This is a genomic window from Mycobacterium stomatepiae (assembly GCF_010731715.1).
In the GTDB taxonomy this organism is placed as follows: domain Bacteria; phylum Actinomycetota; class Actinomycetes; order Mycobacteriales; family Mycobacteriaceae; genus Mycobacterium; species Mycobacterium stomatepiae.
In genome coordinates, this window is the sequence record NZ_AP022587.1 from 3,270,798 (window position 1) to 3,296,532 (window position 25,735).

At 66.6% G+C, this 25,735-nt stretch carries 29 protein-coding genes, 3 pseudogenes and 1 riboswitch; of the genes and pseudogenes, 13 read left to right on the top strand and 19 right to left on the bottom strand.

The features are described 5' to 3' along the window. Positions 1-34: 34 nt before the first annotated feature. The 7 genes and pseudogenes from G6N54_RS15395 to G6N54_RS15425 form a co-directional block, all read right to left on the bottom strand. The gene (locus G6N54_RS15395; protein WP_163790880.1) at positions 35-853 is read right to left on the bottom strand and encodes an enoyl-CoA hydratase-related protein; all 819 of its coding nucleotides are present in this window, start codon (positions 851-853) and stop codon (positions 35-37) included. After that, positions 850-1,872, bottom strand: coding sequence for a TIGR03617 family F420-dependent LLM class oxidoreductase (locus tag G6N54_RS15400; RefSeq protein ID WP_163790881.1), 1,023 nt, complete (start codon positions 1,870-1,872; stop codon positions 850-852). Before G6N54_RS15400 ends, G6N54_RS15395 begins: the two co-directional genes overlap by 4 nt. Before the next feature lie 47 nt (positions 1,873-1,919). Further along, positions 1,920-2,543, bottom strand: a pseudogene (locus G6N54_RS15405) (LON peptidase substrate-binding domain-containing protein). Continuing rightward, entirely contained in the window at positions 2,543-3,682 is a 1,140-nt protein-coding gene (locus G6N54_RS15410; RefSeq protein ID WP_372513213.1) for a glutamate--cysteine ligase, read from the bottom strand. The pseudogene G6N54_RS15405 and the gene G6N54_RS15410 overlap by 1 nt, the downstream one beginning before the upstream one ends. Beyond that, positions 3,663-4,364: a superoxide dismutase[Cu-Zn] gene (sodC, locus tag G6N54_RS15415; protein WP_163790882.1), complete on the bottom strand. Its 702-nt coding sequence runs from the start codon at positions 4,362-4,364 to the stop codon at positions 3,663-3,665. Before sodC ends, G6N54_RS15410 begins: the two co-directional genes overlap by 20 nt. A 32-nt stretch (positions 4,365-4,396) precedes the next feature. Then, positions 4,397-4,876 (bottom strand): LytR C-terminal domain-containing protein, encoded by a 480-nt coding sequence (locus G6N54_RS15420; protein WP_163790883.1) that lies wholly within the window; start codon positions 4,874-4,876, stop codon positions 4,397-4,399. A gap of 19 nt (positions 4,877-4,895) precedes the next feature. Continuing rightward, entirely contained in the window at positions 4,896-5,204 is a 309-nt protein-coding gene (locus G6N54_RS15425) for a DUF3263 domain-containing protein (RefSeq protein WP_003873790.1), read from the bottom strand. A gap of 349 nt (positions 5,205-5,553) precedes the next feature. On the opposite strand from G6N54_RS15425, the gene G6N54_RS15430 reads away from it, so the two are divergent. The 4 genes from G6N54_RS15430 to G6N54_RS15445 all read left to right on the top strand — a co-directional run bounded on the left by G6N54_RS15430 (position 5,554) and on the right by G6N54_RS15445 (position 8,330). Then, on the top strand, positions 5,554-6,147 hold the full coding sequence (locus tag G6N54_RS15430) for a peptide deformylase (RefSeq protein WP_163790884.1): 594 nt from the start codon (positions 5,554-5,556) through the stop codon (positions 6,145-6,147). Further along, positions 6,147-6,893: a GNAT family N-acetyltransferase, cg3035/Rv0428c family gene (locus tag G6N54_RS15435; RefSeq protein WP_163790885.1), complete on the top strand. Its 747-nt coding sequence runs from the start codon at positions 6,147-6,149 to the stop codon at positions 6,891-6,893. The genes G6N54_RS15430 and G6N54_RS15435 overlap by 1 nt, the downstream gene beginning before the upstream one ends. 17 nt (positions 6,894-6,910) lie before the next feature. Beyond that, positions 6,911-7,717: an exodeoxyribonuclease III gene (locus tag G6N54_RS15440; protein ID WP_179969240.1), complete on the top strand. Its 807-nt coding sequence runs from the start codon at positions 6,911-6,913 to the stop codon at positions 7,715-7,717. A gap of 175 nt (positions 7,718-7,892) precedes the next feature. Beyond that, complete coding sequence (locus G6N54_RS15445; protein WP_163790887.1) at positions 7,893-8,330, top strand: hypothetical protein; 438 nt, start codon at positions 7,893-7,895, stop codon at positions 8,328-8,330. 13 nt (positions 8,331-8,343) lie between these two features. Here G6N54_RS15445 and G6N54_RS31120 read toward each other — a convergent pair whose 3' ends face one another. Further along, positions 8,344-8,598, bottom strand: coding sequence for an Rv1535 domain-containing protein (locus G6N54_RS31120; protein WP_264078220.1), 255 nt, complete (start codon positions 8,596-8,598; stop codon positions 8,344-8,346). A gap of 63 nt (positions 8,599-8,661) precedes the next feature. Between G6N54_RS31120 and G6N54_RS15450 the strand changes: the two genes are divergently transcribed. Beyond that, positions 8,662-8,937: a hypothetical protein gene (locus G6N54_RS15450; protein ID WP_163794752.1), complete on the top strand. Its 276-nt coding sequence runs from the start codon at positions 8,662-8,664 to the stop codon at positions 8,935-8,937. Here G6N54_RS15450 and G6N54_RS15455 read toward each other — a convergent pair. Beyond that, entirely contained in the window at positions 8,934-9,581 is a 648-nt protein-coding gene (locus tag G6N54_RS15455) for a PAS and ANTAR domain-containing protein (RefSeq protein WP_232073789.1), read from the bottom strand. The two genes, G6N54_RS15450 and G6N54_RS15455, sit on opposite strands and share 4 nt — an antisense overlap. A gap of 219 nt (positions 9,582-9,800) precedes the next feature. Beyond that, positions 9,801-9,910: riboswitch (TPP riboswitch) on the top strand. Between G6N54_RS15455 and thiC the strand changes: the two genes are divergently transcribed. The 5 genes and pseudogenes from thiC (at position 9,904) to G6N54_RS15480 (ending at position 14,632) form a co-directional block, all read left to right on the top strand. Then, positions 9,904-11,541, top strand: a complete 1,638-nt coding sequence (gene thiC, locus G6N54_RS15460) for a phosphomethylpyrimidine synthase ThiC (protein ID WP_163790889.1) — start codon at positions 9,904-9,906, stop codon at positions 11,539-11,541. It overlaps the preceding riboswitch by 7 nt. Before the next feature lie 101 nt (positions 11,542-11,642). Beyond that, on the top strand, positions 11,643-12,482 hold the full coding sequence (gene thiD, locus G6N54_RS15465) for a bifunctional hydroxymethylpyrimidine kinase/phosphomethylpyrimidine kinase (protein WP_163790890.1): 840 nt from the start codon (positions 11,643-11,645) through the stop codon (positions 12,480-12,482). Further along, the gene (locus G6N54_RS15470) at positions 12,479-13,099 is read left to right on the top strand and encodes an alpha/beta hydrolase family protein (RefSeq protein ID WP_163790891.1); all 621 of its coding nucleotides are present in this window, start codon (positions 12,479-12,481) and stop codon (positions 13,097-13,099) included. The genes thiD and G6N54_RS15470 overlap by 4 nt, the downstream gene beginning before the upstream one ends. A gap of 200 nt (positions 13,100-13,299) precedes the next feature. Beyond that, complete coding sequence (locus G6N54_RS15475; RefSeq protein WP_163790892.1) at positions 13,300-13,737, top strand: MarR family winged helix-turn-helix transcriptional regulator; 438 nt, start codon at positions 13,300-13,302, stop codon at positions 13,735-13,737. 16 nt (positions 13,738-13,753) lie between these two features. Then, positions 13,754-14,632: pseudogene (locus G6N54_RS15480) on the top strand (LLM class F420-dependent oxidoreductase). Between the two features lie 12 nt (positions 14,633-14,644). On the opposite strand, the gene G6N54_RS30570 reads toward G6N54_RS15480, so the two are convergent. The 6 genes and pseudogenes from G6N54_RS30570 to G6N54_RS15510 form a co-directional block, all read right to left on the bottom strand. Then, positions 14,645-15,163 (bottom strand): DUF4190 domain-containing protein, encoded by a 519-nt coding sequence (locus G6N54_RS30570; protein ID WP_163790893.1) that lies wholly within the window; start codon positions 15,161-15,163, stop codon positions 14,645-14,647. Positions 15,164-15,205: 42 nt separating this feature from the next. Continuing rightward, positions 15,206-16,702 (bottom strand): neutral zinc metallopeptidase, encoded by a 1,497-nt coding sequence (locus tag G6N54_RS15490; protein ID WP_163790894.1) that lies wholly within the window; start codon positions 16,700-16,702, stop codon positions 15,206-15,208. Between the two features lie 103 nt (positions 16,703-16,805). Next, positions 16,806-18,275: pseudogene (locus G6N54_RS15495) on the bottom strand (M28 family peptidase). Positions 18,276-18,283: 8 nt separating this feature from the next. Beyond that, entirely contained in the window at positions 18,284-19,750 is a 1,467-nt protein-coding gene (locus tag G6N54_RS15500) for a M28 family metallopeptidase (protein ID WP_163790895.1), read from the bottom strand. Positions 19,751-19,809: 59 nt separating this feature from the next. Beyond that, complete coding sequence (locus G6N54_RS15505) at positions 19,810-20,187, bottom strand: DUF2752 domain-containing protein (protein WP_163794753.1); 378 nt, start codon at positions 20,185-20,187, stop codon at positions 19,810-19,812. A gap of 61 nt (positions 20,188-20,248) precedes the next feature. Further along, entirely contained in the window at positions 20,249-20,578 is a 330-nt protein-coding gene (locus G6N54_RS15510; RefSeq protein ID WP_163790896.1) for a CD225/dispanin family protein, read from the bottom strand. 338 nt (positions 20,579-20,916) lie between these two features. Here G6N54_RS15510 and G6N54_RS15515 point away from each other — a divergent pair, with 338 nt between their 5' ends. The 3 genes from G6N54_RS15515 (at position 20,917) to G6N54_RS15525 (ending at position 22,814) form a co-directional block, all read left to right on the top strand. Continuing rightward, entirely contained in the window at positions 20,917-21,438 is a 522-nt protein-coding gene (locus G6N54_RS15515; protein ID WP_163790897.1) for a serine/threonine protein kinase, read from the top strand. Positions 21,439-21,611: 173 nt separating this feature from the next. Then, positions 21,612-22,121 (top strand): serine/threonine protein kinase, encoded by a 510-nt coding sequence (locus tag G6N54_RS15520; RefSeq protein ID WP_163790898.1) that lies wholly within the window; start codon positions 21,612-21,614, stop codon positions 22,119-22,121. Positions 22,122-22,295: 174 nt separating this feature from the next. Continuing rightward, positions 22,296-22,814 carry a serine/threonine protein kinase gene (locus G6N54_RS15525; RefSeq protein WP_163790899.1) on the top strand — a complete coding sequence of 173 codons (519 nt, stop codon included), beginning with the start codon at positions 22,296-22,298 and terminating at the stop codon, positions 22,812-22,814. A 3-nt stretch (positions 22,815-22,817) separates the two neighbouring features. On the opposite strand, the gene G6N54_RS15530 is transcribed toward G6N54_RS15525, so the two are convergent. From G6N54_RS15530 to thiO, 4 genes are read right to left on the bottom strand one after another with little or no spacing between them, the layout of a single operon-like run. After that, the gene (locus tag G6N54_RS15530; RefSeq protein ID WP_232072845.1) at positions 22,818-23,618 is read right to left on the bottom strand and encodes an SGNH/GDSL hydrolase family protein; all 801 of its coding nucleotides are present in this window, start codon (positions 23,616-23,618) and stop codon (positions 22,818-22,820) included. Between the two features lie 13 nt (positions 23,619-23,631). Next, entirely contained in the window at positions 23,632-24,447 is an 816-nt protein-coding gene (gene thiG / locus G6N54_RS15535) for a thiazole synthase (RefSeq protein WP_163790900.1), read from the bottom strand. Further along, complete coding sequence (gene thiS, locus G6N54_RS15540; RefSeq protein WP_163790901.1) at positions 24,440-24,637, bottom strand: sulfur carrier protein ThiS; 198 nt, start codon at positions 24,635-24,637, stop codon at positions 24,440-24,442. The genes thiG and thiS overlap by 8 nt, the downstream gene beginning before the upstream one ends. Continuing rightward, complete coding sequence (gene thiO, locus G6N54_RS15545; RefSeq protein ID WP_163790902.1) at positions 24,634-25,656, bottom strand: glycine oxidase ThiO; 1,023 nt, start codon at positions 25,654-25,656, stop codon at positions 24,634-24,636. Before thiO ends, thiS begins: the two co-directional genes overlap by 4 nt. Positions 25,657-25,735: the final 79 nt, after the last annotated feature.

Sequence of the window (25,735 nt, forward strand, 5' to 3'; positions counted from 1 at the left end):
CACTATTCGGCCGTCTAGTCCACAGATACAGACATCACGGCTTCGGCAGGGACTCCCAATCGCGGGACACCCGCGAACCGAACCGCGGCGCACGTCGCTCGACGAACGCGGCCACGCCTTCACGAGCATCGTCGGTACCCATCACGCGGTGGTGCAGCTGCGTTTCCAGCGAGGCGACCTGCCGTGGCGTGTAGCCGTGAATCGCGGTGTCCCACAACAGCCTTTTACTCAATGCCGCCGACATCGGAGCCACGTTGACCGCGATGTCGCGGCCCATCTTCAGCGCGGCGTCGAGCACCTGCGCTGCCGGCAGGGCCCGATTGGCGATGCCGAACGCCACCGCCTCGGGCCCGTCGAACGTGCGCCTGGTCAACAGCACCTCGGCGGCCACTCCGAGATTGGTCAGATGCGCCAGCGTCCAGTGCACCATGCAATCGGGTATCACTCCCCGGCGCACCTGCACCACACCATATTTAGCGTCCTCGGCGAGGATGCGAATATCGGCCTGCAGCGCGATGGTCAGCCCGATTCCGATGGCGTGCCCGTTGACGGCGGCGATCACCGGTTTGCGCAATTCGAACGCCGCCGGGTCGATCGGCGACGCGGAGAAGGCCGCATCATCTTGCGGGCTGTCGAACGGTGTTGCGCCACCGGAGAAGTCGGCGCCCGCGCAAAAGGCCCGGCCCGCCCCGGTAACCACGATGGCCCGAACGTCGTCGTCCTCGTCGCACTCCCGGTACGCCCGGCTCAACAACGCGCCCATCTCCGCCGTATAGACGTTGAGGTGCTCGGGCCGATTGAGCGTGAGCACCGCCACGCCCGCGTCGACGTCGACCACCAGATCGGTGCTCATCGTCGGGCGGGGCTCCGGTGCAGGGCGTCGATCAATGCGGCGAGATCGGTACTCGGCGGCGTGTAGCCCGGGAAATAGCAACACACTTCGTCGGCGCGATCGCCGAATCGCTCCGCGATCTGCCGGGCACACTGCTCGGGAGTTCCGACGATCCCGATCCGGGCCACCATGTCCTCGGTGATCGAGGCCCGCATCTCGGCGAAGCGGCCTTGCTTGGACAGCGCGTTGAGTTCCGGCTGCATCTCCGCCCAGCCCTCGACCTCGAGCACCGGGAGATACGCCGGCGTCGAGCCGTAGAACGAGATCAACGAGGCGACACCGTTGACGGCGGCGCCCAGGTCTTCCTCGTTGCTGCCGACCGCGACCATCGCCTGCGCGATCACCGGAAAATCGTTGGCCTTTCGATCCGAGCGGCGCAGGCCCTCGTCGATCGCGGGGATGGTGCGGTCGGCGAAGTGGCGCGTGCTGTTGAACGGCATCACCAGCAGGCCGTCGGCGACTTCGGCCGCGGTCCGCGTCATGATCGGCCCCAGCGCACCCATCAACACCGGCGGCGGTCCGAACGGGTTGGGGCCCGGGCTGAAGTTGGGCGTCATCAGGGTGTGAGTGAAGAACTCGCCGCGAAAATTGAGGGGAGACTGGCCTTCCCACGCCGCGAATATCGCCTTGATCGCCGCGATGGTTTCGGCCATCCGCGCCGCCGGCCGATCCCACGTGCTGCTGTAGCGCTTTTCGGTGTGGACCTTGATCTGCGAGCCCAGGCCGAGCCGGAATCTGCCGCCACTGAAGACCTGCAGATCGTAGGCGGCGTGCGCCATATGCAACGGGCTACGCGGCGCGGCGATCGCGACGTTGGTCATCACCTCCAGGCCCGTCTCCTTGGCCGCGATGACCAGCGGGAAGAACACGTCGTGCGGGCCCTCGAAGGTGAACAGGCCGTCCGCGCCGGCCTCGGCGATCGCGGCCGCACTCGCCGACGCCATGGTCGGAGATCCGTTAACTTGCAGATGTACTTTCACTCAACCATCCAGTCGCACAATCATTTTCCCTATAGGAAAGCACACCGCTATTGCGACAGTTGGAACTCCACCATCTCGGCGATCGCGTCGACCGCCTCGCCCAGTGCCACGAGCCGGTCGACCGCCGAGGGAGCCGACAGCACGGCGTAGCGGTCGGCCGCGCCGATCGGGATACGCGTGGCCAAGGTGTACAGCCGCTCGCCCGCGTCGGCTTCGGCCGGGCCCAGCAGCACCTCACGTTCCGGCAGGTCGGTGCCGCGCGCTTCCGCGATCCGCTCGAACAGGGCCATCATCCGGTCCTCGACGTCGACCAGCTACGCCTGGGTGACCGGCTGCCCCGCCTCGTCGGGCCACGGCGACACCGAGGCTCGCGGGTAGGGATCGTCTGGTAGCCATTCGCGCACCCGTATCCGCTCGCCGGTCCGGCAGCGCAGCGAGTAGCGGTCCGCGCCCTGTTCGACGCAGTCGTCGATCCTGCACAGCACACCGACGTCGCAGCGCGAGTCGCCGCCACCGACCTCACGCCCCCGCGCGATCAGTACCACGCCGAAGGGTTCACCGGTGTCGACGCAATGCCGCACCAGTGCGACGTAGCGAGGCTCGAAGATGCGCAGCGGCAGATCCTGATTCGGCAGAAATGCCGACTCCAGCGGAAACATCGCCAGCTCCATCAGATCTCCAGTTCGCCCACCAACGCGTCGACGACCGCGCGCAGATCGCCGTCGTGCTCCTCGGCCACCCGCCGCTGCCGCTGATAGGAAGCGCCGTGGCGCCAGATCTCCTCCACCGCCGCGAGTTCGTCGGCGCAGTGCAGCAACTTGGCGACCGGCTCCAGCCGGGTGAGCACATCGACGAGATCGTCGGTGACCAGGCGCTCGTTGCTGTCGGCGTCCTGGATGATCACTGCGTCCAGACCGTAACGCGCCGCGCGCCACTTGTTCTCCTGGTTATGCCATGGCGGCATGGTGGGCAACGACTCGTCGGCTTCCAGCCTGCGATCCAGATCGACCACCAGGCAATGCGTCAGCGCCACCAGCGCGCTCAGCTCGCGCAGGTTGGACACGCCGTCGCAGACCCGCACCTCGATGGTGCCCAGATGCGGCGAGGGCCTGATATCCCAACGGACTTCGTCGACATGGTCGATGATGCCGGTCTTCTTCTGGTCGTAGACGAACCCTTCGAATTCCGGCCAGGTCTGGAACTGGAACGGCAACCCGGCAGTGGGCAACTGCTGGAACATCATGGCCCGGTTACTGGCGTATCCGGTGTCCACGCCGCTCCACCACGGCGACGACGCCGACAGCGCCAGCAGGTGCGGGTAGTACCGCAGCAGCGAGGTCATGATCGGCATCACCTTGTGCGCCGAGGAGATCCCGACGTGCACGTGCACACCCCAGATCAGCATCTGCCGTCCCCACCACTGGGTGCGCTTGATCAGCTCGGCGTAACGCGGTGCGTCCGTAAGCTTCTGGCTGCTCCACTGCGCGAACGGGTGCGCGCCGGCACAGAACAGCTCCATGCCGCGGTCCCGGACGATCCGCCGGGCGGGACCCAGGGTTTCGCGCAGATCCTCGATCGCCTGCCCGGTGCAGTCACAGATGCCGCTGACCACCTCGACGGTGTTGCGCAGCAATTCCTTGTGGACGCGCGGGTTTTCGCCGATCTCGGCGATGACGGAGGTGGCCTCGTTGCTCAGGTCGCGAGTCTGCGCGTCAACGAGCGCGAACTCCCACTCCACGCCGAGCGTCGGTCGTGGCGACCGGGCGAAATCGATGTGCGAGAGGGGCCTGCTAGCCGGCACCAATGACACCGCACGCCACTCGCTTGCCGGCGTCACCAGTGCTCATCGTCATCGCATCCGGGCCCGGCGCTCCGTTGGTCTGGCTGTAGCGCTCCGGCGGGATGTTGCCGAAGTTGTCGGCTCCGGCATGGATCATGATCGCCGTCTTCTCACCGGTCAACAGGTCTTCCATGGTGAAGGCATCGGTGGTGGTCACCAACATCCCGGCGCCGTCTTTGCGAACCTCCAGCGAGGTGAGATCCCCGCTAGCGGGCTCGTTCGAGTGGCCAGGCGCCTGGTAGTGGCCGCAGGCGGAGTTGAAGTCACCGGGTGCGCCGCCGGTAGGAGCAACCGAATTGGCCTCGCACTTGCCGACTTTGTGGATGTGCACGCCATGGAAGCCGGGCGTGATGCCGCCGACGCCGGTCGTCGCGATCGTGATGGTGGCATAGCCGTTGCTGAATTCGAACGTCGCGGTCGCGACCTGGGTGCCGTCGGGCGCCCGCAGATGGGTGATGATGCTTTGCTTGCCCTCACCCGCCGCCTTTCCGGAGGAGGGCGCGGGCGATCCCGTCCAGACGGCCGGCGTGGTACCCGGGACGGACGACGCGTGCTGGGGCGAGGAGCAGCCACTCAGCAAAGCGACACTGGTGGCGGCGGACAGTGCGGACAAGATGGCAACGGCATTGCGGTGACCGGCAAGCGTAGGCATAGCGAGAGCCTAACCCGGCTCAGGACTCTGAGTCAGCCCGCAACCAAGACGATTACGCCGGGCGGTTCTCCGCTGAGCGCGGGGGTGCGGGGCTCGACCGGCGCTCCCAGGTTTTTGCCGACCGCGTCCGCGGTGGCGTGCTCGCCGTCGGCGTCGGTGAAGTACACGGTCGTGACGGTCACTTCGGGTAACGACAGGTTCCCGACGTCGACGACCTTGAAGCCGCCGGCCTTGAGTTGGTCCGCGGCCTTTCCGGCGACGCCTTCTTTGCCGGAGATGTTGTACACGTGGATGTCGGCGTCGGTGGCCGCGGGCTTCGGGCTGGTAGAGGTCGACGCCGGACTGCTGGAGCTGGTCGCACTCGACGCCGCCGAGGCCGAGTCGTCGTCGGACTTGCCGGACGAGCTCAGTGCCTGCCACCCGAGCAGCAAAAAGATGACGCCGAGAAATAACAGCACCATCACCATGGCCCGCAGTGGGAGCCCCGTGGAGTCGGGAACACGCTCTTTCATCGAGCCCTACTGTAGCTAGTCAGGTCACCTCGAAGCCGAGGCGCCGCGCGGCACGCGCCTTTTGACGGCTGGCCCGCAACCGCCGCAACCGCTTCACCAGCATCGGATCGGCGGCCAGCGCCTCGGGCCGATCCACGAGCGCGTTGAGCACTTGGTAGTACCGCGTGGCTGACATTGAGAACAGCTCTTTGATCGCGTCTTCTTTGACACCGGCGAATTTCCACCACTGGCGCTCGAAGGCCAGGATGTCGTGTTCGCGTCGGGTCAGCCCATCGGCGATTTCAGCATCGTCCCCCGATCGATTTGCCCGCGCCATGGCGCTGTCCATATCGCTTCCCCTGGACCCTTCCGCCGAATTCCCTGTAGCTCTAATGACTTGACTTACACCGCGGCATGTTTCGGCGAATATTGAATCACGCCGCGAACCCTCAAGCCCTCATCCAGACCCGCGAGTCGGCGGATTGCCTACATTGCTTACTTCGCGGCCCCTGGTTCGATTGCCCGCCTCCTCCGCCCGCCGCTTTACGCCGCGCATCGTCACCGGGCTTGGTTGAATTGCCCGCCTCCTCCGCCCGCCGCTTTACGCCGCGCATCGTCACCGGGCTTGGTTGAATTGCCCGCCTCCTCCGCCCGCCGCTTTACGCCGCGCATCGTCACCGGGCTTAAGCTAGCCGACCATGGCAGTCGTACCCATCCGCATCGTGGGCGATCCCGTGTTGCACACCCCGACCGAACCGGTGCCCGTCGACGCCGACGGTTCGCTACCGGCAGACCTCGCGGGACTGATCTCCGACATGTACGACACCATGGACGCCGCCCACGGCGTCGGGCTGGCCGCCAATCAGATCGGACGCGGACTGCGGCTGTTCGTCTACGACTGCGCCGACGACCGCGGCATGACCGAGCGCCGCCGCGGGGTGATCATCAATCCGATCCTGGAAACCTCCGAGATACCCGAGACCATGCCCGACCCGAGTGACGACGACGAGGGTTGCCTCTCGGTTCCCGGCGAATCGTTTCCCACCGGGCGCGCGAAATGGGCGCGGGTCACCGGGCTGGACTCCGACGGCAAACCGGTCACGATCGAGGGCAGCGGACTGTTCGCCCGGATGCTGCAACACGAGACCGGGCACCTGGACGGATTCCTCTACCTGGACCGCCTGATCGGCCGGCACGCCCGCGCCGCCAAACGGACCGTCAAATCGAACGGCTGGGGCGTACCCGGGCTGTCCTGGATGCCCGGCGAGGGACCGGATCCGTTCGGTCACTGATGGTCTCGTGGCCGGACCTCGGAACGCGGGTGACGGTTCGCTACCGGCGCCCGCCCGGATCGGCCCCGCCGCTCACGGACGCGGTCGGACGCCTGTTGGCGGTGGAGCCGTTGGTACGGGTGCGGACGAAGACGGGCGCCGTAGTCGAATTCGCGGCTGTCGACGTGGTGGCGGTGCGCGTGCTGACCGACGCACCGGTGCGCACGTCGGCGATCCGCGCGCTCGAGTACGCCGCCGCGGCGGCCCGGCCTGCCACCGAACAGGCGTGGCTGGACGGCTGGCTGCTGCGGGCGGGGAATGAACCCGGCCTTGCCGCCAATTCGGCAGTGCCGCTAGACTTTTCCGCCCGGCTCAGCTCGGTGCCCGAGATCGTCGCCTGGTACGACCACCGGGGCCTGACGCCGGTACTGGCCGTCCCGGACCGCCTGCTGACCCCGCCGCGCGCCGCAGTGGCCGAGCACACCGAGCGGGTGCTGGTGCGCGACGTTCCGAGCGTCACGCCAGAGCAGCGGCCGGCCGATCCGAAAGCACTTGCGGTGGTGACCGATGCACCCGACGGCACTCGGTGGGTGGGACTTTCGGCGCCACGTGAAGCCCTCTTGGCCTGGGGTGCGCACCGCGGCGCCACCCGCGCATACATCGCGATCGCGGAGCACGATGCCGGCCTCGCCGAGAGTCTGGGCTTCCGGCTGCACCACCGCCGTCGCTACTTCGATGCCCGCTCGAGCGCCTGGGATACCGTCTAGCCATGCCCGACCCGACCGTGCGACTGGCGACCTGGAACGTCAACTCCATCCGCACTCGCCTGGACCGCGTCGTCGACTGGCTCGCCCGCGCCGAGGTCGACGTGCTGGCCATGCAGGAGACCAAGTGCACCGACAGCCAGTTCCCGGCCCTGCCGTTCGTGGAACTCGGCTACGAGGTCGCCCACGTCGGCTTCAATCAATGGAACGGCGTGGCGATCGCCTCTCGCGTGGGCCTGGACAACGTGCAGATCGGATTCGACGGCCAGCCCACCTGGAGCAGCAAGCCGGAGGTGGCCGCGGCCACCGAAGCCCGCGCCCTAGGCGCCACCTGCGGCGGCGTCCGGGTGTGGAGCCTGTATGTGCCCAACGGCCGCACCCTGGCCGACCCGCATTACACCTACAAGCTGGAATGGCTTGCGGCCCTGCGTGATACGGCCGCCGGCTGGTTGCACGACGATCCTGCCGCGCAGATCGCGATGGTCGGCGATTGGAACATCGCACCGACCGACGACGACGTGTGGAACATGGAATTCTTTGCCGGCGCCACGCACGTTTCCGAGCCGGAGCGCCAAGCGTTCAACGCCATCGTCGACGCGCAATTCGCGGACGTCGTAAGGCCTTTCACGCCGGGTCCCGGCGTTTATACCTATTGGGATTACACCCAGCTGCGGTTTCCGAAGAAGCAAGGCATGCGCATCGACTTCATCCTCGCCTCACCGGCGCTGGCCGGCCGGGTGGCCGATGCGCAGATCGTCCGGGAGGAACGCAAGGGCAAGGCGCCCAGCGATCACGCACCGGTTTTGATCGACCTGAATCCTGAATAGCCGGGGAAATTCCGGCCCATTACGCGTTGTCTGCGCGTTTGCGACGTGGCAGCATTCCCCACTGTTAGATGCGTGAACAATTTTCGTGGGAGCTGTTAACCGCCTGTTCGGCGGGTATACATGTTGCTACGCGGTTTGCAACGAGAGCGACCGGGGCAGGAACCAGGGAGTCATCATGGGTGTCGTCGGAGGGGCAGTCCGTAACGCGGGGAAAACGGTTAATCGCGCGGCAGATGCGACCACCGCCGCCGCGGGTGCTGTCGGGGGCGCAGCCATCAACGGAATCGTCGGTGGTGTCACCGGCGCGGCGGAGGGCATCAAGCGCGGCATCAGCTCGGGCAGTCATTCGACTCCGGCGGCCGCACTGGCCATCGGCGCGCTGGGCGTGGCCGGGCTGGTCGAGTGGCCGATACTGCTGGCCGTCGGCGGTGGCGCACTCGTGTTGCACCGGCTGAGCCGCACAAACGGTGCGCCTGCGAAAGCGCAACTCAAGCCGGTGCCCAGCGAGTCGGCGCCACCGAAAGCCGCCCCGCGTAAGTCGGCAGCCAAGGCACCCGCCAAGAAGTCGGCGGGGCGTCGGGCCGGCGCCGCCGAGTTGCGCAGCACCAACTGATTCCGGAGCCGACTTACGCCGACGCGCGCCGGGCCCGGCCGTGTGGCCGGCCGGCAGCGTGCGCGGACGGGTCCGGGCAGATCGTCGCCCTAGGCCTCGAAACGATGCGCGACGAAAACCGCGGCGGCCTGCGGTACGTCAGATCGGGCTGAACGATCTCCACAATCCCGACGCGCCAGAGAAGCGCATAAAGTTCGAGCAACGGCACGCGCAGCACCGAAGCAACAGATGAAAATATCGGATCGGCCAGGGAGTCGGTCGTCGACATAGGTCTGACGGTGACCAAGTCACCCGGCGAGTTGGGAAACCCTTCGTTACTGAAAGGCAAATGATGGCGGAAAAGAAAACTCGCCGGTCAACATCTCAGCGCGAAGCAGTGGAGAAAATTCGCGAAGGCGAAACCTTCGTCGTGAAGTTACCCCTGGTCGGTCGCACCGAGATCCCACGGCCCGAACAGCTGGCCTATTACGGCGGTTTGGCCGCCCTGGCCGCCTTCGAACTGATCGACTGGCCGGTCGCGTTGGTTATCGCCGCCGGGCACATCCTGGCCAGCAATCACCACAACCGGCTGCTGGAGGAAATCGGCGAGGCGATGGAAGAGGTCTAGCTGTGATGTCCAGGGCCGTCTTCCGGGGGAATCTGCTCGTGAATCGTCAGCAACAGATGATCGAACTGGCTCTGCACGGCCGCTGACGTCGCCGGCAGATTGCCGACCTCGCGGATCAGTTGCTTGGCCAGCGTGCGCAACTTGATGTTGGTCTCTTGCGAACGCCACTGCAACACCCGAAAGGCCTGGTCAGGGCTGACCCGATAGACCGCCATCATCACGCCCTTGGCCTGTTCGATGGCCGCGCGGTTCTCGAACAGATCGGGCAGCGCCTCGTCGAGCACTTCCTGACGGCTTTCGTGACGGGCTTGGTCGAACGTGCCGGTCAGGTCGATGTAAAAGCCCGACGTCCCCCGCACCGCACCCGACTCGGCGTCCACGATGCGGTCGGCCACCACGATCGCCTCGTGCACACCGCCGGAGGTGTCGACAAAGCGGTGACGACTGGAGAACGACTCGCCCGAGTGCAATGCGTGGTGGAGGAGATCCCGGACGCGCTCCCGGTCGTCGGGATGCTTATGCGACAACATCAGTTTCGTCGTCGGGGCCACCGTCCCGGGTTCGTAGCCGTGCATCCGGGCGACCTCGTCAGACCATTCCCACCGCTCACCGTCGAACCAGAACCGGAAGCTGCCGACGTTCAGATAGGTATGCGCGGCGCCCCCGGTCCCGCTCGCAGGCTGACTCCGCGTCGCGGTGAATGTGGCGCCCGGCTGCTTGGGCTGCTGCACCTGGTCATCATCGCACTACGGGGAATTCACCGTCGAGCAATCCGCGCAATCTGAGCACTTCGTCGTGCCCGTGCGGCGCGGATGGTCCGCAGTGAGGGTAACGTCGCGTGCGGGCGTTCTAGCCACCGAAAAGTAAACAACCGCGGGAGCGCACGCCAGTGCGCTGAGAGGACGGCTCGGGGCCGTCGACCGTACGAACCTGACCGGATAATGCCGGCGTAGGGAGATGAAAAAAATGACCGCAATCGTCGAACCATCCGTGACCACCGGGCCGATCTGGGGCAGCACCAAGGCTTACCGCGAGCTCGCCGAGGTTGCCGGGGCCCGCGTGCCGTTGCGCCGGGTGAATCTGTCCAACGGGGAGCACTTCGACCTGTACGACACCTCCGGGCCGTACACCGACCCGGACGCCGTGATCGACCTGACCGCCGGGCTGCCGCCGCGCCCCGGCGTGATCCGCGACCGCGGCACTCAGTTGCAGCGGGCCCGCGCCGGCGAGATCACCGCCGAGATGGCGTTCATCGCCGTCCGCGAGGGCATGCCCGCGGAGCTGGTGCGCGACGAGGTCGCCCGCGGCCGCGCGGTAATCCCGGCCAACCACAACCATCCCGAGATCGAGCCGATGATCATCGGCAAGACCTTCGCGACCAAGGTCAACGCGAACATCGGCAACTCGGCGGTAACCTCGTCGATCGCCGAGGAGGTCGACAAGATGGTGTGGGCGACGCGCTGGGGCGCGGACACCATCATGGACCTGTCCACCGGCAAGAACATCCACGAGACCCGCGAGTGGATCCTGCGCAACTCGCCGGTCCCGGTCGGCACCGTGCCGATCTACCAGGCGCTGGAAAAGACCAACGGCGACCCCACCGAACTGACCTGGGAGCTCTACCGCGACACCGTGATCGAGCAGTGCGAGCAGGGCGTGGACTACATGACCGTGCACGCCGGAGTGCTACTGCGCTATGTGCCGCTGACGGCCAAGCGGGTCACCGGAATCGTGAGCCGCGGCGGGTCGATCATGGCGGCCTGGTGCCTGGCACATCACCGAGAGTCGTTCCTGTACACCAACTTCGAAGAGCTGTGCGACATCTTCGCCCAATACGACGTCACCTTCTCACTCGGTGACGGACTGCGGCCGGGATCGATCGCCGACGCCAACGACGCCGCGCAGTTCGCCGAGCTGCGCACCCTGGGCGAGCTGACCAAGATCGCGAAATCCCATGGCGTGCAGGTGATGATCGAGGGGCCCGGACACGTCCCGATGCACAAGATCGTCGAGAACGCGCGGCTGGAAGAGGAGCTGTGCGAGGAGGCTCCCTTCTACACCCTGGGGCCGCTGGCCACCGACATCGCGCCGGCCTACGACCACATCACCTCGGCGATCGGCGCGGCCATCATCGCCCAGGCCGGCACCGCGATGCTGTGCTACGTCACCCCGAAGGAGCACCTGGGGCTGCCGGACCGCAAGGACGTCAAGGACGGGGTGATCGCCTACAAGATCGCCGCCCACGCGGGCGATCTCGCCAAGGGTCATCCACACGCCCAGGATCGTGACAACGCACTGAGTCAGGCGCGTTTCGAGTTCCGGTGGAACGACCAGTTCGCGCTGTCGCTGGATCCCGACACCGCGCGGGAGTACCACGACGAGACGCTGCCCGCCGCTCCGGCCAAGGCCGCCCACTTCTGCTCGATGTGCGGGCCGAAGTTCTGCTCGATGCGCATCACGCAGGATGTTCGCGACTACGCCGCCAGACACGGCCTGGAGACCGAAGAGGACATCGAGGCCATGCTCGCCGCCGGCATGGACGAGAAGTCTCGCGAATTCGCCGAGCACGGCAACCGGGCGTATCTGCCGATCACGACCCAGTGACGATCCCGAGCGCGGCGGAGCCGGGCGAATGGGGGCACACCCCCACAAGTGGGAGCTACCCCCACCCGCTTGCGGGGGAGGGTCGTCGCTCATCCCACCCAGTGAGTTTCCTGCCGCTGCCACCGCCCGGGCAGACGCCGCTGCGGGTGTTGTCCATCGCCGGCTCGGACTCCGGCGGCGGCGCCGGTATTGAGGCCGATATGCGCACCATCGCGATGCTGGGTGCGCACGCGTGCATCGCGGTGACCGCGGTGACCGTGCAGAACTCCTTGGGAGTAAAGGGCTTTCATGAGGTCCCCGACGAGGTGGTCGCCGGCCAGATCGAAGCCGTGGTCACCGACATCGGCATCCAGGCCGCCAAGACCGGGATGTTGGCCTCGCCGCGCATCATCGACACCGTGGCCACCACCTGGCGCCGGCTCGGGTTGACGGTTCCGCTCGTCGTCGACCCGGTGGCGGCGTCCATGCACGGCGATGCGCTGATGGCGCCTGCGGCTCTGGATTCGCTTCGCACTCAACTATTTCCGTTGGCCACGCTGGTGACACCGAATCTCGACGAGGTACGACTGCTGGTCGGCATCGACGTGGTGGACGGCGAGTCGCAGCACGCGGCGGCCAAGGCCCTGCACGCGCTGGGCCCGCAGTGGGTGCTGGTCAAGGGCGGCCACCTGCGCTCCTCGCAGCGCAGCAACGACCTGCTCTACGGTGGCTCTTTCGGAGGCGCGCATTTCCACGAGTTCGATGCCGAGCGCATCGCCACCGGCAACGACCACGGAGGCGGTGACACGCTCGCCGCCGCGATCGCCTGCGCGCTCGCCCACGGGTTCACCGTCCCCGAGGCCGTCGAATTCGGTAAGCGCTGGGTTACCGAATGCCTGCGCGCCGCTTACCCACTCGGCCGCGGCCATGGCCCCGTCTCCCCGCTGTTCCGGCTGTCGTGAATCTCGACCAGATCGCCGGCATCGCGCACCAACCCAAGGGCACGGCGCGCGGTGTCGCAGTGCTCACTCATGGTGCCGGGGGGAACCGCGAATCTGAACTGCTGCAGAGGATTTGCGACGAGTGGGCGCGACGCGGCTGGCTGGCGATCCGGTACAACCTGCCCTACCGCCGGCGCCGGACCAAGGGGCCACCGTCCGGCTCCGCTGCCACCGATCGCGCCGGAATCCACGAGGCGATCGCGTTGTGCCGCAGCCTTGCCGACGGTCCGCTGATCGCGGGCGGACATTCCTACGGCGGCCGGCAGACGTCGATGGTGGTCGCCGAATCGAACCCGCCCCAGGTCGACATCCTGACGCTGTTTTCCTACCCGGTCCATCCACCGGGAAAGCCGGAAAAACCGCGCACCGAGCACCTGCCCGACATCCGAGTGCCCACCGTGTTCACGCACGGAACGTCGGACCCGTTCGGCACGCCGGCCGAGGTTCGCGATGCCGCGGCGTTGATCGCGGCACCGACCGAGGTCGTCGAAATCAGCGGCGCGCGACATGACTTGGGCTCCAAGACGCTCGATGTGCCCGCGCTCGCGGTCGACGCGGCGCTGCGACTCTTGCGCTGATCGCGGGCCATTGCGCGGCGGCTTCGCCGAGTCCGGCGAGGTCCGCACCGATCGGCGTCACCTTCGTCCATTCGGCCTGCAGGTCGCGAACGCGGTCGGGATGAATGACGGCCAAGCCGATCAGGAGCATGACCTGACGCGCACCATGATTTAGACAGCCCCAACTGGACAGTCCTAACTGTCTAGTTTATGGTGGGGATATGGATGCCATCGGCGAGTCCGCTGCGACGGCAGCTCGCGATATTCGAGTGGTATTCAGCCGCCTACGACGCCGGCTGAGGGATGTCGAGGTCCGCAACGACCTGACCCCGTCGCAGACAGCGGTACTCACCCGACTCTGGAAGGAAGGGGCGTCGTCGGCCAGCGCGTTGGCCGGCGCCGAGCGGGTTCGGCCCCAGTCGATGGCAACCATCCTGGCCGCCCTGCGCCAACGAGGATTCATCGAACGAGCGCCGGACCCCGAAGATGGCCGACGCCAAGTGGTCTCGTTGACCGAGGCGGGCCGTCAGCGCGCCGAGAGCGATCGCCAGGTGCGGGAAGAGTGGCTGGCACGGGAGTTGCAAGAGCGCTACTCCGAAGCCGAGCGCCGCACCATCGTCGACGCGCTGACACTGCTCGAACGCTTGACCGAATCATGAAAGGGCAATGTTCACAATGGAATTAGGTGTGCACTATATCGACTTTCTGCCCGGCGACACCGCGGCTCTGGGACCGACATTGGCCGACGCGGCCAAAGCCGCCGAGCAGGCGGGCGCAACGATGTTTACCCTGGCCGATCATTTCCTGCAGATGGAAAACACCGGACGACCCGCCGAAGATCCGTTCCTCGAGGGTTATACATCGCTGGGTTTCCTTGCCGGTCAGACGAATACGATCAACCTAACGTTGTTGGTCACCGGGGTCACCTACCGTTATCCGGGCGTGCTGGCCAAGACTGTCACCACGCTCGACGTGCTATCGCAGGGCCGCTCAATGCTGGGCCTGGGTGCGGCATGGTACGACCGCGAGCATGCGGCCCTGGGCATTCCGTATCCGCCGCTGGGCCGGCGATTCGAGATGCTCGAGGAGACACTGCAGATCTGCGCGCAGATGTGGAGCGACGACAACGGCCCGTACCACGGTGCGCATTATCAGCTGGCCGAGACGATCTGTGAGCCGCAACCGATTCGCCGCCCGCCGATCCGATCGGTGGTGACGGCGAGAAGAAGACGCTGCGACTGGTCGCGCAGTACGGCGACATCTGGAACAGCATGTCGCCCGATATCGACGAGCTCAGACACAAGATCGACGTGCTGAACCACCACTGCGACAACGTGGGTCGCGATCCCGGCGAAATCACCAAAACATCCGGAGGCCTTGCCCTGACCGACCCGTTCGAGGACATCGACGGGTACAGTGAAGGCCGTGGAGCGCTTCGCCGAACTGGGGATCGAGCTGATCAACGTCGGCCCCATGCCGGGAAACCCCGACCCGGTGGGCTACATCCGCCGAGTCGGTGACGAACTGGCTCCGCGACTCGCCGAGATCGGTTGAACGCCTGCGTATTTAGGCAGCGATGGCCGACGGCGCCACGTCGTCGACGACGAGTACCACGGCCGGGGCTCCCGAATACCTATCGTGATACCGTTCGCGCTCCACACTCCCGGTAATTGCGCTCAAGATCCCGACGACGATGCCGACCACGATCAGCACCGCACCGATGGCTATCCCGGCAATGGCCAATCCACGGCCACCTTCACCTGTCTGCTTGATTTTGCCCAGCGCGATGATGCCGAAGATGATGCCCAGGATGGGCCCGATGCCGCACAGCCAACCCAACAGCGAACAGACCAACGACGCGATGGCCATGCCATTGGTGCCGACGGCTTGCGGATACATCGGCCCCGGCGGCGCCGCATAACCCGGTCCCGGTGGGGGCGGGTAACTTCCTCCCGGCGGAGGCGGGTAACTGGAACCCGGCGGGGGCGGGTAACTGGGACCCGGCGGAGGCGAATAACCCTGCCCCGGCGGGGGATACCCGGAGTCGCCCGGCGGCGGCGGATAGCTAGGCGGTTCTTCCGTCACGGACGCCTCCTGAGGTCAAGTGGCCCACACTCTACGCCTAGCTCAGGCGGGATAGCGCGAATAGCACGCATCCATGTTGCCTGCCACGCCACCGCGGAACGCCGCTATGCGTGTGAAGCCGGCCGGCACGCTCGTCCCGTCCGCATCGCTGGCGACCATGTGGTTGGTGAGCAGGCCGGAGACGGCCTCGTCGAGATCACCCGCGGTCAGCACCAACTCCTTGTGCGACGGGGTGTCGATCGGTTCGGCCATCTTGCGGTGCACCACTCCGGTCAGGCACGCCGTCCGCAGCGCGGTCCACGGGCTGCGCATCGGGAGACCGCGTTCGTGCTGTACCGCAAGCGCATATCTCGACATCAGGATCGACAGCGCGGTGTCGTCACCTTGCGGCAGGGTGTGTTCCTTCTCGTCGGAGACCTTCGCCATCGCCGCCAGGCCGGCCAGGTCGACCATGATGGTGTTGGTGGCCGGGCAGTACGACGCTGGCGGACTGGGTTTCGCGTCCGGGCAGTCGGTCGTGTGGAAGGACAGCGTCGGCGCACTCTTCGGCGAGAAGATCTTTCCCAACAACTCCATCTGCGTCGACAGCGTGTCTTGGTTGATCGCGACCTCACCGGTCTCCTGGTCGCCGTTGGGATCGGTCTGCAGGGCCTTGGGCAGATCACCACGGCGCTGTGCGATTTCCTGGCGGTTGATTCCCGCGCAAGCCGAAGCGCCGGTGATGAAACCCATCTGGAAGGCGCTGACCCGGTCCAGCGCCGAGCCGTGCTCGTCGTCGTTCTCGGTCTCGGCATCCATCACCGGGTCGCGGGTGACGATGATCCCGGCCAGCACATGGTCGAGGCCGTCGGCGGTGCTCAGGGTGAAGCGCGGCGACTTCCCGGCGGCAACCCAATACAGGTAGACGCCGGCGAAGCAATCGGCCTGCTGCTCACGAACGATCGTAGGGTCTTTTTTCGTCACCAGGCTCGCCATCTGCTGCAAGGCGTGGCCGAACTCATGGGCGAGCACACCGGTGACGGACATGTCACCGAAGTACTTTTGCGCGACGGGCATGAAGACGCCACGGTCCCAGGCGATCAGGTTGCAGCGGGACGTAAAAAAGGCGTTGACAAGCTTGTACGTGCCGTTGTGGCAAACGATCGGACTGCTCGGATCGGTGGAGTCGTAGGAGACCAGTTTGTCGACGGGACGAAACATTCCCTTCAGCGCCTGGCTGTACGTCGATTTCCAGTAGTCCTCGATATCGTTGACCGACAGCAACGACAACTTGTCGATCGCCCCGTTGTCGGTGTTGATCACTGTGCCGGTCGGCGCGGGCCCACCGGAGCGGATCCCGCTGGGACCGTCGGTCGCGGGGAGGTCGCCCACCCGGAATGGGTCGTTGAGCATCGACAGGGCCCGCCCCTCGAGGACCGTCGAACACCCCGCCACCACGAACATCGTCGCTGCGCAGGCAATTGCCACTCTCAGCGAACCACTCCAGGCCCGCCGGCGACCACCGTGGGACCGACGTCGACTTTGCCCGCGGTTCATCATGCCCAACCTCATCCCGACCGGCTGCACGGCAGCATCAAAGGGTTCTCATTCTAGGTGCGCTGGTTGAACAGCGTAACGAAAATGAGGCACCCAGCAAACTTCGCTAAGGTAAACGGGTCCGATGCCGCTTGTCGTGGGACGGGACGCCGTTGACGCCCGAAATCGACATGGCGTAGCTGCCCACCGCGTATGCCACGCCAGAACCCATGACGGCCAACGCTTCCCGGTTGATGTTGTCGATCGTGTCACGGGGACCCTGGAAGTTGGGGTCGAACCCGACACCGGCCTTGCCGCCCCACAGCCGTGCTTGCACAGGGGTTTTCAACTGCGAAGCGCCGGTGCTCATGCCGCCGATCGGTATGCCCGTGACCATGAAGGGGTGGTAGTCGGTCCGGGTACCCAACGGCATGTCGGCGGGCCGCTTCCCGGCCAGGTTGAGATAACCCGACAGCGTGCGCTCGATACCGGCCGACCCCTCGGGTACGTCAGCGGCCGAGATCCCCTGTCCGGGCGGACCGGACTGGTCGCCGTCATCGGTGAAGAAGCCGGCGTTGGGCGAACCGAGCAGGTTGAAGTTCAGGTACATCGCGATGTCGTTGAGCTGCTCGTCGTCCAGGCCGAACACGTAATCCATCACGCCGTTGAGCCCGTCCTCGTCGGCTCCCCAGAACACGAAGCGCACCGCGTTGTTCACCGGCGCCAACGGGCCCAGTTGCAGCGCGGTTTCCAGCACCGCGGCCACCCCGGATCCGTTGTCGTTGATGCCCGGACCGCTGCGCGGCCCGTCGAGATGGGCGCCGACCACGATCACGTCGTTGGTCGAGCCAGTTTTGGTCTGCGCCAGCACATTTCGGGAAGTGATCTTGACGTTCTCGGCGTCCAGCACCAGACGAACCGGTGCGGTGGCGTGGGCCAGCGCACTGCCACCGTAGCTAGTCACGACGGCGACCGGCATCGTCAGCTGCTTGTAGTAGCCCGGGCTGAACAACGTGGACGGAGCGCCCTGGCCGGCGGGCGCACTGACCACGATCAGCGCCGCGGCTCCCCTGGCCCGCGCGCTGTTCTGCTTGTCGACCACCGAGCAGCGCGCGTCGTCGACGACGGCGATCGCGCCCGCGGGCAGCCCGCCAGGGTAGTCGCCCGGAGCGCAGCCCGACGGCTGGGTAGGCGCGACCGGCTGGCCGCTCAGGCCACCGGGCGGCGTGCGCACCAGTAGCGAGGCCTGGTCGACCGAATAGGTGCTGCCGGCGATCGTCAGCGACGGCTTACCCGGGGACACCGCGTACAGGCGGTCGAACTGTGGCGTGACTACATCGAATCCCTTGCCGCGCAGCGCTTTGGCGACCTACTCGACGCTGCCTTCGTATCCCGGCGTCCCCGCGGCCCGGTTTCCCTTGTTGGCGTTGGCGAGATCCTGCAGCGCGCGCAGGTGAACGAACATTCCGTCGGCGGTGACCTTTCCGGCAAGCGCGCGGGCGAGGTCGGGCGCGGCACCCGGCGGAGCCGGCCGCGGCGACGAGCACCCCGCCACCAGCCCGATCAGCACCAACACCGAGCACAGGCGACGGATCATGGCCCCGATCATGGCTTTGCGAGCACGTGGCGGGTGCGGTCTTCCATGACGGGAACCCCGTTGTGTCCGGTGAGGTCTTGGGCGTACAGCGCGACCGCGAAGGCGACGCCGGCACCGTTGATGCCCAGCGAGGTGCGGTCGACGTGATCGAGGGTGTCGGTCTTTTTGTGATAGTTCGGATCGAACGGCTCGTCGGCCGTCCCGCCCCACAACTTGGCTTGGTCGGCGGACTTCTTCGCCTCCGCACCCGAGAACAGACCGCCCGCCGGGATACCGGCCAGGGTGAACCCGTCATAGTCCGACCGGCCGTCGAACTGCGTGTCCTGCGCGGTCTTGCCGGCCGACTTCAGGTAAGCCACCAGCGTGCGCTCGATGCCGGCCGAGCCCTCCGGGACCACGGGTTGGCCGCGGGTTTCCGTCGGCAGCGACTGGTCACCGTCATAGGTGAAGTAACCGGGGTTCGGCGACGCGAGCATGTCGAAATTCAGGTAGAGCGCAATGTTTTTGAGATCGCCGAAATTCAGCGACTCGACGTAGTTGCGCGATCCGATCAATCCGAGTTCCTCGGCACCCCAGAAGGCGAAACGCACCGCGTTGTGTACCGGCGGTGAATTCCCAAGCTGCACTGCGGTTTCCAGGATCGCTGCCACGCCAGAGCCGTTGTCGTTGATCCCCGGCCCCTCGGCCACGCTACCCGCCATCACCACGTCGGTGGGCGAGCCCGTCTTGGTCTGGGCGATGATGTTGCGCGCCTTGAAACTCTGACTGCTGGCGTCCAGCTTGATCGTGACCGGCCCCGGCTGGGCGCGCAGTTGCATTCCACTCGACTTGGTAATGCCGACCGCCGGAATCTTCACCGCGGTATTCGCCCCCAGCGTGCCGCCCATCTGCTCCTCGTCGACGTTGTCGGCGACGATCATCGCGGCGGCGTCCTCCTTCTGCGCGAACGGGCAGGTGCCGCGGTCGACCAGGACCACCGCGCCCTTCACCGGAAGGTTGTCGTAGTCCGAGGCCGCGCACGCTAGTCCGTTGCCCGCCGACACCACCAGCAGCGGGCCGCTCACCCCGTCGGGTCCGGTGCCGAGGCTGAACTCGAGCGCGTGCGCCTCGACCGCCTTACCGCCGACCGTCACCGAGGGCTTCTCGGCGTGAAAAACCCGCGCCGAAAACTCGGGTGTCTGCACATCGAAACCACTGTGGCGCAACGTGTTCACCACATAGTCGACGCTGGCGTCGTAGCCGGGCGTACCCACCGCCCGGGTGCCGTTATTGGCGTTGGCGATGTCTTGAAGCTTGGTCAGGTGCCCCATCATCGCGTCGGCGGTGACCTTGTTGTGGACCGTGGTGGCGAACTCCGCCGCGGCCGGATCGCTCGCCTGCTGGGAGTTCGCCGACCGGTGCGGGCACCCGGTCAACACCGCGGCGAGGGCGACCGCGGCGAGCATCACCGCCGGCGTTCGGGAGTTGTTCACCATCGCGCCCAAGGTTAGACGCCCGACGCTCGTCAGCGCACTCGGCTCACCGCGGCGTGAGGTCAGACATGCAGCCCCGTGAAGGGGGCAAACGGAATGTTGCGCACCACAAACCAAACCGAAACCAACGACAGCGCCACCACGGCCGACCAGCGTTGGTGTTGCCAGCTCCTGATCCGGCGGCCCGTCACCCGCCCGTAGGTCCAGACCAGGTACGCCCAGACCAACAGCACGACCGCCGCCAAGCCCAACGCATTGAACCTGGCGGCGGCCATCACGTTGCCGTGCAAGAGCGAATAGAGCATCCGCAGGCTGCCGCAGCCGGGACAGTCGATACCAAGCAGAGCCTTGGTGGGACAGACCGGCAGCGGGCCACCCGGGGTAGTCGGATCACCCATCCAGGTGGCCGCGCACACCAGCGTCGCCGACGCGGCCACCATCAGCGGGGCGCCGAGACGCAGCGGGAGCGACCGCTGGGGGATCACCGTAAGTGCAACTCCTTTAGAGCATTGCGGCCAGGGCCGCCGGGGCCGACGTGTCGGCGGTCATCGCGATGATCGCCAGCACGATGCCGTAGAGGACGGCGCCGACAACCGCGGCGATGACCGACCACTTCACCCATTTCTTCGCGGCATCGGCTGCGGCCTGTGCCTCGGCGTACTGACCCTGCGCCCACAGTCCACTCACCTGAGTGGATTTGACGATGGCCACGATGCCGAATGGCAGACAGCAGAACAGCGTCGCCAAGATGGACCACACCAAATAGTTGTCCGGCTGTTGCCCGGCAGGCTGCTGCGGCGGGTACCCCGGGGGTGGCGGTTGTGCAGTCATGAATTCTCCAGTCGCGAGAAGTTAGCTGGCGTGAAGCGGTGCCTACCATACCTGAGCTGAGTCGCGAGGGCACTAGGTACGCAAAAATCGGTTCTCCGGCACCCCCGACATCGACGCCGCTGCAGGGGCCCTCCCGATGCCCGGGTCAGCTCGAAAGCCGGCGGACTGACGAAATGCGTTGTGTGGGTCGCATTCCCGCCGACAACGAGAATTGCCCAGGCCAGCAGGGAATAATGCTCAGCAAGACATCGACGGAGCGGAATATATTGCACAGCCAAGACATACCCCACGATTCGGGTGGCCGCACCGCCGCCGCGACCGCCGAAAGGACTCGTTCAATGCCCCCCGGAACCAACCCGCTGCGCGTCGCGACAGCCGCGGTACTCGTGGGCGGTTTTGCGTTTGCGGGCACTGCGGCGGCGGCCGCCGACCCCAACACCGGCAACGCCGCGGATATCAACACACTAGCCAGCGTGCTGTCGAAGGGATACGGCCTGAACAACTGCACCGCCCAGGCGGTTCCCGGCGGCGCGCTGGCCTACCTGCAGTGCGGACAGAGCCCCGACCCCGCCGGGCCGATGCTCGGCAAGTATTTCCTGTTCGGCGATGGCGGCGCTCTGACGAGCTCGTTTCAGCGCCTCATCGCGGGTGATGCCCTGAGCAACTGCGGGGATGCGCCCTCGCCGACGCCGTGGCATCAAGGCAATTCCGGCATCACCGCGGGATCGGTGGCATGCGGGACATTTCAGAGCCATGCCGAGATCATCTGGACCAACGAGGCCAAGGCCATGCTGGGCGTGATCCGCGCCGCCGGCGGCGACGTCCCGGCGCTCTACAAGTGGTGGCGCGACAACGGCTGAGCCTTGCGGTTGGCCGCAACGGGCTCCGTGCACCAGCCACCGAGAATGTTGCCGGTGCAAATGGTATGCGACGGAATGGGTTGCATGACCGCGGTTTAGCCCTACGATCAGTCTGGCAACAATTTGCTGGGACCCCCGGGTTCCGGCGGTCCGACAAACCTCAGGAGTCGAGGATGCTTCACCCGACCAACTTGCTGCGCGCCGCGATGACCGCAGCTCTTACGGCTGCCTTGTGCTGCGTCGGTACTGCCACCGCGACCGCGGACACCACCGGCAGCTCGGCGGATGTCAACACGCTGGCCAAGGGCTACGGCCTCAACAATTGCCAGTCGTCTGCGTTGACGGGTGCCGAGGTGGCGGAACTGCAGTGCGGGCAGAACCCCGACTCCAGTGGGCCGGCTTCCGCGGTCTACCAGCTCTTCAAGAGCGCCAACGACCTCAGCGGCGCCTACGCATCCAGCCTCAAAGACGTGACCCTTTCCTCGTGTAGCGGCAGCGGCAGCAAAGAACCCGGACCCTGGCACCAAGCCAGTTCCGACCAGGCCGGTGGCCAGATGGCGTGCGGGACCTACAAGGGCGTCAGCCTGGTGCTGTGGACCGTCGACGGCAAAAACGTGCTGGGTTCCGTTTTTTCCAAAGCCGACGTCCCCTCGCTGTACAAGTGGTGGCAAGCCAACGCCTGATCGGGCTTGGGCCGCAACGGTTTCCACGCCCGTATCTGGGGGAATGATGACGGTGTAAACGGTATTCGCCGGAATGGGTTGCATAGCCGTGGTTTACCCCTACGATCATTCTGGCAAAGACAAATATCGTCGGCGCAGCCTTCCGGGCGGTTGCCAAATTTTCAGGAGTCGAGGATGTCTCACCCGACCAAGACGCTGCGAGCCGCGACGGCCGCAGCCTTTACAGCGACCTTCTTCTGCGTCGGCACTCCCGCCGCGATGGCCGACAACAACACCACGCTCGTTAGCGCCCTTTCGAAGGGTTACAGCAGCAGCAACTGCTCGTCTCAGGCGGTGTCTGAGGTCCAAGGCTCGTTTACCGCCACGGTGGTCGCGGTTTTGCAGTGCGGACAAAACACCGACTCCAGCGGCCCGATGGGCGGCAAGTACTTCCTGTTCGCCAACAGTGCCGACACGGCCAGCTCGTTCACCAAGCTGACTAGCAGCGACACCCTGGCCAACTGCGGGGACGCCAAGTCGCCGACCACCTGGCACCAGGGCAGCTCCGACTCGGCCGGTCAGGTGGCGTGCGGGACGGATTCGGGCCAGGCCGAGGTGCTCTGGACCGTCGACGCCAAGAACGTGTTGGCCTTCGTCCGCGCGTCCAACGGAGACACGGCGGCCCTGTACAAATGGTGGCAGTCCAACGGCTGAGTTCTAGAGTTGGGCGGCAACGAGTTCGGCCACCGCGCTCATCCCCGCGCCGTTGGGATGTAGCGGGGCCGGCCGACGCGGCAGCGCCACAACATATTTCGCCGGCCTAGTGGTCCACGGCTGCGCAGACCATGCGTGATGTTCGCGGCTGGCCGCGCCGGCGCCGACGACCTCGCAGCCGGTCGCCGCGGCCGCCTCGGCGGTGAGCCGTTCCAGGGTGGCGGCCACGTGGCGGCCCAGGTCGGCATCCGCGTCCGATATCGGCGGTGCGGATACGCCGGCGGGCGGCAGCATCGTCAGGTAGTCGACGAAGAAAACCCGTGCCCGTGGCGCCTGCGCGCACACCGCTTTGCCTACCGCACACAAGGAATCGAACACGTCCGTCAACGCCCGATCGCGCATGCCACGGTCCAGCAATTCGGCGATCCGGGTGCCCAGCAGCGGCAGCCGCCGGGCCGGCCGCGGCAGGGCGGCCGCCATCAGCAGCGGAACGTAACCGACGTCGTTGCCGCCGATCGTGATCGTGACCAGGTCCTCGGAGCCGTCCAGCGCGGCGATCTGGGGCGGCGCTTGGTGCTGACGGTCGGCGAGGATGTGCGCGGTGGTGGCACCGGAAAAGGTGACATCGACAAAGTCCCGGCCCTCCTCGAGGTTCAGCCGCTCGGCGAGCAGATGCGGATAGTTGAGCGCCGATCTGCCCGACCATCGGAGGGCACCCTGAGCGCGCGGCTGAATGCCCGGACCGGCGGCCATCGAACTGCCTAGCGCCACATAGCGTTTCGATGGACTCTTGGCTTCGCTCATCGTCCGGCGGTTTTCATCGCTCAGGCTCGGTGGCCCGCTCCTCGGCAGGCCGGTCCCCGGCCCGCGTCGTCGCCGGGCGTGGACTGGATGCCTGCGCCCAGAAGCGTTTGGGGATCCGCCCGGCGCGCCGCGCCAGATAGCCGGCGGTGACCGCCGCCGACATCGCGGCGGCCATCGCGGGCGGGTCGGTGGCCCGAGTCACCGCGGTGGCCAACAGTACCGCGTCGCAACCCAATTCCATCGCCAGCGCGGCGTCGCTCGCGGTACCGATGCCGGCGTCGAGGATCACCGGAACGCCGGCGCGGGCGACGATCATCTCGATGTTGTGCGGGTTGGTGATGCCCAGGCCGGTTCCGATCGGCGAACCCAGCGGCATCACCGCCGCGCATCCGGTGTCTTCCAGCCGGCGGGCCAGCGCCGGGTCGTCGTTCGTATAGGGCAGAACCACGAATCCGTCGTCAACCAATTGCTCTGCGGCCCGGACTAACTCGACCGCGTCGGGCAACAGTGTGCGCTCGTCGGCGATCACCTCGAGTTTGACCCAGTTGGTGTTCAGCGCCTCGCGGGCCAGCTGTGCGGTAAGCACCGCTTCGGCCGCGCCGCGACACCCCGCCGTGTTGGGCAGCGGCGTGATGCCGAGCCGGTTGAGCAGGTCCAGCAGTCCGGTGCCACCCTCGGCGTCGACCCGGCGCATCGCGACCGTCGTCAGCTCGGTACCCGAAGCCCTGAGCGCCTCCTCGAGCACCGAAAGGCTGGTCGCTCCCCCGGTTCCCATGATCAGCCGGGACGCGAAGCTGCGGTCCGCGATTGTGAGCTTGGAATCAACCACCCTGCACCGCCGTCACTACCTCGAGTCGAGCACCGTCGAAAAGCTTTGTGGTCCAACTGGACCGGGGCAGTACCGTATTGTCCATCGCCACCGCGATACCGCGCTCGGGAAAGCCCAGCGATTCCAACAACCCGGCGACGGTGGTCCGGCCGTCGACCTCCACCGAATTTTCGTTGACTACCACGATCATGAGTGGACCCCAACCGGAACTAGTTCGGACACAATCTGTTCGGCCGTCCACGGCGCCAGCAGAAAACCCGACCGACCGTGCCCGGTTGCGATCAGGGTGCGTTCGTCCAGGCGATGCACAAGGGGCAGGTTATCGGGTGTCATCGGGCGCAGCCCGGCGGCACACTCGGCCAGCTCGTATTCGCCGAGTGCCGGCAGCACCGCGCAGGCGTCGTCGAGCAGGTCGCGCACACCGGACACCGCCGGGGCGGTGTCGCGACCGTGCTCGTACTGCGTCGCGCCCACGACCACTCCGTCCGCGCGCGGCACCACGTACACCTGGCGTCCATGCACGCGCGCGCGAATCACCCTGCTCAGCAACGGCATACAGCCCTTCCGCCAGCGCAGGCGCAGCACCTCACCCTTCACCGGGCGCACCGGAAGGCCGGGCCACAGCGCCGGTGCGTCGATGCCGTTGGCGATCACCACCGCGTCGCCCTCGACCCGCGACAGGTCGTGCGCCGGCGCCGCCCACCCGACGCCGAGACGTTCGCAGTCCGCGGCCAGCGCCTCCACCACGGCCCGGTTGTCGACGGCGAGTTCGGTCGGCGCCCGAAATCCGTGCCGGACGCCTTGCGCCAGAAGGGGTTCGACGTCGCGGGCGGCCGGCTCCCAGAACACCGGATGTCCCTGTTCGGCCAGCCAGTCCGCGACGGTGCGCAGGTCTGCGACGTCGGCCCGATCCACGGCCACCACCAGCGACTCGCGCGCCGTGACCACCTCCGCCGGTAGCCCGTCCAGGTAGCCGCCGTCGCGCCACAGCCGCAGCGACTCCAGGCCCAGCCGCAGCAGGCGTTCCTCGCCCGGCCAGCCCTCGCTGTGTGGGGCCAGCATGCCGCCGGCGACCCAAGACGCGCCGTGGTCGCCCGTACGGTGCACCCGCACCGACCACCCAGCCTGCGCGGCCCGGCGCGCCACCGACAGCCCGATGACGCCGCCGCCGATGACGGCCAGTGTCCCGCTCGGTGCACCTAAAGGCATCTCCGCTCCCTTCGCCGGCATGATCCGGATCAGGTGTGACGGTAAGGACAGCTCCGGTTGCTCCGGCTGTGCCCACTCT

Coding starts and splice junctions, on each gene's coding strand:
- G6N54_RS15395 (WP_163790880.1), bottom strand. CDS start 853: ATGAGCACCGATCTGGTGGTCGACGTCGACGCGGGCGTGGCGGTGCTC.
- G6N54_RS15475 (WP_163790892.1), top strand. CDS start 13,300: ATGGATGCCATCGGCGAGTCCGCTGCGACGGCAGCTCGCGATATTCGA.
- G6N54_RS15515 (WP_163790897.1), top strand. CDS start 20,917: ATGCCCCCCGGAACCAACCCGCTGCGCGTCGCGACAGCCGCGGTACTC.
- thiS (WP_163790901.1), bottom strand. CDS start 24,637: ATGATCGTGGTAGTCAACGAAAATTCGGTGGAGGTCGACGGCCGGACC.
- G6N54_RS15525 (WP_163790899.1), top strand. CDS start 22,296: ATGTCTCACCCGACCAAGACGCTGCGAGCCGCGACGGCCGCAGCCTTT.
- G6N54_RS15435 (WP_163790885.1), top strand. CDS start 6,147: ATGGTCTCGTGGCCGGACCTCGGAACGCGGGTGACGGTTCGCTACCGG.
- G6N54_RS15505 (WP_163794753.1), bottom strand. CDS start 20,187: ATGGTGGCCGCGTCGGCGACGCTGGTGTGCGCGGCCACCTGGATGGGT.
- G6N54_RS15500 (WP_163790895.1), bottom strand. CDS start 19,750: ATGGTGAACAACTCCCGAACGCCGGCGGTGATGCTCGCCGCGGTCGCC.
- G6N54_RS15520 (WP_163790898.1), top strand. CDS start 21,612: ATGCTTCACCCGACCAACTTGCTGCGCGCCGCGATGACCGCAGCTCTT.
- sodC (WP_163790882.1), bottom strand. CDS start 4,364: ATGCCTACGCTTGCCGGTCACCGCAATGCCGTTGCCATCTTGTCCGCA.
- G6N54_RS15445 (WP_163790887.1), top strand. CDS start 7,893: ATGGGTGTCGTCGGAGGGGCAGTCCGTAACGCGGGGAAAACGGTTAAT.
- G6N54_RS31120 (WP_264078220.1), bottom strand. CDS start 8,598: ATGTCGACGACCGACTCCCTGGCCGATCCGATATTTTCATCTGTTGCT.
- G6N54_RS15530 (WP_232072845.1), bottom strand. CDS start 23,618: ATGAGCGAAGCCAAGAGTCCATCGAAACGCTATGTGGCGCTAGGCAGT.
- G6N54_RS15425 (WP_003873790.1), bottom strand. CDS start 5,204: ATGGACAGCGCCATGGCGCGGGCAAATCGATCGGGGGACGATGCTGAA.
- thiO (WP_163790902.1), bottom strand. CDS start 25,656: ATGCCTTTAGGTGCACCGAGCGGGACACTGGCCGTCATCGGCGGCGGC.
- G6N54_RS15450 (WP_163794752.1), top strand. CDS start 8,662: ATGGCGGAAAAGAAAACTCGCCGGTCAACATCTCAGCGCGAAGCAGTG.
- G6N54_RS15420 (WP_163790883.1), bottom strand. CDS start 4,876: ATGAAAGAGCGTGTTCCCGACTCCACGGGGCTCCCACTGCGGGCCATG.
- thiC (WP_163790889.1), top strand. CDS start 9,904: ATGACCGCAATCGTCGAACCATCCGTGACCACCGGGCCGATCTGGGGC.
- G6N54_RS15510 (WP_163790896.1), bottom strand. CDS start 20,578: ATGACTGCACAACCGCCACCCCCGGGGTACCCGCCGCAGCAGCCTGCC.
- G6N54_RS15430 (WP_163790884.1), top strand. CDS start 5,554: ATGGCAGTCGTACCCATCCGCATCGTGGGCGATCCCGTGTTGCACACC.
- G6N54_RS15490 (WP_163790894.1), bottom strand. CDS start 16,702: ATGATGAACCGCGGGCAAAGTCGACGTCGGTCCCACGGTGGTCGCCGG.